The 3,806-nt window shown below is 71.5% G+C and carries 5 protein-coding genes; 4 read left to right on the top strand and 1 reads right to left on the bottom strand.

Annotated elements, in window-relative coordinates:
• The coding region (gene gpmI, locus AC3XYG_RS00425) for a 2,3-bisphosphoglycerate-independent phosphoglycerate mutase (RefSeq protein ID WP_489137840.1) at positions 1-1,479 on the bottom strand (1,479 nt) is incomplete at its 3' end.
• A gap of 110 nt (positions 1,480-1,589) precedes the next feature.
• Here gpmI and AC3XYG_RS00420 point away from each other — a divergent pair.
• The 4 genes from AC3XYG_RS00420 to AC3XYG_RS00405 all read left to right on the top strand — a co-directional run.
• Positions 1,590-1,994, top strand: a complete 405-nt coding sequence (locus AC3XYG_RS00420; protein ID WP_489137839.1) for a hypothetical protein — start codon at positions 1,590-1,592, stop codon at positions 1,992-1,994.
• A gap of 30 nt (positions 1,995-2,024) precedes the next feature.
• The gene (locus AC3XYG_RS00415) at positions 2,025-2,498 is read left to right on the top strand and encodes a hypothetical protein (RefSeq protein ID WP_489137838.1); all 474 of its coding nucleotides are present in this window, start codon (positions 2,025-2,027) and stop codon (positions 2,496-2,498) included.
• Positions 2,499-2,726: 228 nt separating this feature from the next.
• On the top strand, positions 2,727-3,395 hold the full coding sequence (locus AC3XYG_RS00410; RefSeq protein WP_489137837.1) for a hypothetical protein: 669 nt from the start codon (positions 2,727-2,729) through the stop codon (positions 3,393-3,395).
• Positions 3,287-3,806 (top strand): hypothetical protein (locus tag AC3XYG_RS00405; RefSeq protein ID WP_489137836.1); only part of this gene is annotated, 520 nt, incomplete at its 3' end. The genes AC3XYG_RS00410 and AC3XYG_RS00405, both read left to right, overlap by 109 nt.

Raw genomic sequence — 3,806 nt, 5'->3', positions numbered from 1 at the left:
GTCCGCCAGCTTGCCGTCATGCAGGCCGGGGCGGGGTGCCGGGGCGTTCACGAGGATCACCGGCACCTTGTTCAGCGTGTGCGCGGTGTGCGGGACGCCGGTCGTCTGGTCGCGCATCAGCTCGGCATTGCCGTGGTCGGCGGTGACCAGCATGGCGCCGCCCTGGCGCCGCACCGCGGCCTCGACCTTGCCCAGGCAGCCATCGACCGTCTCGCAGGCCCTGATCGCGGCCTCGAGGATGCCGGTGTGGCCGACCATGTCCGGGTTGGCGAAGTTGACCACGACCAAATCGTATTTGCCGCTGTCGATCGCGCCGACCAGCCTGGTGCAAACCTCCGGCGCCGACATTTCCGGCTGCAGGTCGTAGGTCGCGACCTTGGGGGAGGGAACCATGATCCGGTCCTCGCCGGGGAATTGCGTCTCCTCCCCGCCGTTGAAGAAGAAGGTGACGTGCGGGTACTTCTCGGTCTCGGCGGTGCGCAGCTGGGTCTTGCCGGCCGCAGCGACGATCTCACCCAGCCCCTTGGCGATCGATTTCGGCGGGAAGATCGCCGACATCATTCCGTTCAGCTGTTCGGAATACTCGACCAGGCCGCAGGCATCGGCGAAGCGCACCGGGGTGCGCTCGAAGCCGTCGAAGGCGGGGTCCAGCAGCGCCTGCAGGATCTCGCGCACCCTGTCGGCGCGGAAGTTGGCGCACAGCACGCCGTCGCCATCCTTCATGCCGGCATAGCCGCCGATCACGCTCGGCAGGATGAACTCGTCGCCGGTGTCGGCCTGATAGGCGCTCTCGATCGCGGCGATGGCGTCGGGGGAGGTCCCGCCCTTGGCCTCGGCCACGGCGTGATAGGCCTTCTCCACCCGCTCCCAGCGCTTGTCGCGGTCCATGGCGTAGTAGCGGCCGTCGACGGTGGCGATGCGGGTCTGCGGCAGCCCGTCGATATCCCCGAGGAAGCGGCGCAGATAGTCGGCGCCGGCCCGCGGCGGCGTGTCGCGGCCGTCGGTGTAGGCATGCACCGCCACCGGCACGCCGGCCTCGGCGACGATCTTCGCCAGCGCCGCGATCTGGTCCTGGTGGGCATGGACGCCGCCTGGCGACAGCAGGCCCATCAGGTGGCAGGTGCCGCCCGACGCCTTCAGCGCGGCGATATGCGCCTGCAGCGCCTTGGCCTTGGCCAGCGAGCCGTCGGCGATGGCGTTGAAGATCATCTGCAGGTCCTGGAACACCACCCGGCCGGCGCCGAGATTCATGTGGCCAACCTCGGAGTTGCCGATCTGGCCGTGCGGCAGGCCGACCGCCTCCTCGCTCGCCTGCAGGAAGGCGTGCGGTTCCGTGGCCCACAGCCGGTCGAAATTTGGCGTGTCGGCCAGGAGCACGGCGTTGTCCGCCTCCTCCTCGCGCCAGCCCCAGCCGTCGAGGATGCACAGGACGACCGGCCTCGGGGCGTCGGGACGCGGGGTGGTGGAGGCAGCGCTCATCTCAGGTCCTTTCGCGGAATCCGCCCTTCATGTATCGATTGACGCCGCCGGCACAAGGGGCGTTCCACCCGAGGCCGGAATTGACGACCCTGGAGGATGGAGGCGACCGCATGGCATCAGTCCGAGCCGGATGGCTGGTCGTGGCCCTGCTCCTGGCCAGTTGCGGCGGCGGGCCGGTGGTCACCGCCGCCTATGACGCCAAGGACCCGGTCGACCGTTGGCAGGCGGTGCTGCGGGCCAACTCCGTGCGCTATCTCTGCGGCGCCCCGCTCGGCGACATCAGGGAAAGCCGCTTCGCCGATGTCATGGTCGAGGCCCAGCGCCAGGCCACCGCGGCCCTGGCCAAGCGGGAAGACCTGCCGGCGACGGACCAGGAGGTGCTGGGCGATATCGCCCAGCGCCGGACGGTGCAGGAGCGGGCGGTGCGCGATGTGGTCGCACAGCGCGGCTGCCAGGATCCGCAGATCATGGACCTGATCGGCCTCGCCGATCGTTTGTCTGCCGGGCAGGGCTGACCTGCCGCCTGATATTACTTGGAGGACGCGATGCGCATCACGCGCTTCGGATCGGCCGCGCTGGTCGCGGTGCTGGCTCTTGGCGGCTGCGTGGCCGAGCAGCCCTATTATTATCCGCAACAGGCGGAGCAGGGGCCGCAGCAGTCCGGCGGCCCGCAGCAGGCGGGGGGACCCCAGCCGTCGGGATATGCCGGCGACGCGCTGCAGCGCTACGACGCCATCGTCCGCGCCGGTGCCGCCGCCCGGTCCTGCCGGGTCCGGCTCGACCCGCAGCAGGAGAACCGCTTCGACGGGGTGCTGCAGCAGGCGGAATCCGAGGCGGCGGCGCAGCTGGCCAACAGCCCCGGCGGGGCGCCCGGCGATGCCGGGGTGTACCAGGAGCTCGGGGCCCGGCGTGCCGCCAACGAGCAGGATGCAGCCACCCTGGCCCGGCAGCGCGGCTGCCGCTCCGGCCCTGTCGAGGAGCTGATCGGCAGCTACCGCAACTTCGCCGCCACCGGCTGAAGGTGGGGGCGGGACCTCATCCCTGGACGTCATTCCCGCGAAAGCGGGAATCTCCCGCCGGCTATGGCATGGCGAGATTCCCGCTTTCGCGGGAATGACGATTTCGAGGGGTATGGGAAGGCCGCTACGCAAGCGCCTTCAGCCCCTCCCGCGCGGCGGAACAGGCGGATGGGCTGTGAACGGAACGTTCATTGCGACGACCCTTACCATTCGTTCATCATCTGTTCCATGCAACCCACCCCCGAACCCATCGACATCCAGGTCCACTGCCGCAGCCTTGCGCTGCAGGGGATCGAGATGCTCAGCCGCCTCGCCGAGATCGGCATGCAGCTGGCCGAGGGCGAGGGTGCCCGCGCCCTGGCGGCGCAGGCCTGGGCGGCCGAAGTGCGGGCCGATCCCGCCGGGCAGCCGGCGGATGACCCCGACCCCAGGATGGAGGCGCGCGAGGCCGGGCTGGCCTTCGACCGCTTCGCCCGCTCGGTGCAGCGCTCGCTGAGCCTGCGCGGCCGTGCCGCCGATCGGCTGTGCGCCAGCGACAAGGTCGCGACCGCCGAGCGCGAAGTCGGCCGCAAGGCGCGCCGCGCCCGCCACCGCGACGACGTCCAGAGCGTCCTGGACTTCATGATCTGGGACGAGACCCCGAATGACGACCGGGCCAAGGCGCTGGAGCAGGAGCTCGGCGAGCGGCTCAGCGACCTCTATACCGACGACGAGGACGACCGGGTCGAGGACCGGCCGGTCGGCTCGGTCATGGCCGGGCTGGCCTGCGGGCTGGGCCTGGCCGAGGAATGGGGCAACTGGGCGCCCGGCTGGCCGGCGACGCCGACCCCAGGGTCGAGGCGCGCGAGGCCGGGCTGGCCTTCGACCGCTTCGCCCGCTCGGTGCAGCGCTCGCTGAGCCTGCGCGGCCGTGCCGCCGACCGGCTGTGCGCCAGCGACAAGGTCGCGACCGCCGAGCGTGAGGCCGGCCGCAAGCTGCGCCGCGCCCGCCACCGTGAGGACGTCCAGAGCGTCCTGGACTTCATGATCTGGGACGAGACCCCGGGTGACGACCGGGCCAAGGCGCTGGAGCAGGAGCTCGGCGAGCGGGTCAGCGACCTCTATACCGCCGACGAGGACGACCGGGTCGAGGACCGGCCGGTCGGCTCTGTCAGGGCCGGGCTGGCCTGCGGCCTGGGCCTGGCCGAGGAATGGGGCAACTGGGCGCCCGGCTGGCCGGCGACGCCGACCCCGCCGCGGCCGGCCGGGGGCGAAGCCTCGATCCGGGCCGAACGGGCCCGGCGCCGGGATCTGGCCGTCGCCGCGGTGG

The organism is Inquilinus sp. (assembly GCF_057815775.1).
Note: the sequence above shows the minus strand (reverse complement) of the source record. Positions and strands in the feature narration are given on the sequence as shown.

Bases quoted from the DNA above. Each gene is read 5' to 3' on its own strand.
- AC3XYG_RS00415 (WP_489137838.1), top strand. From the start codon at position 2,025: ATGCGCATCACGCGCTTCGGATCGGCCGCGCTGGTCGCGGTGCTGGCT.
- AC3XYG_RS00420 (WP_489137839.1), top strand. From the start codon at position 1,590: ATGGCATCAGTCCGAGCCGGATGGCTGGTCGTGGCCCTGCTCCTGGCC.
- AC3XYG_RS00410 (WP_489137837.1), top strand. From the start codon at position 2,727: ATGCAACCCACCCCCGAACCCATCGACATCCAGGTCCACTGCCGCAGC.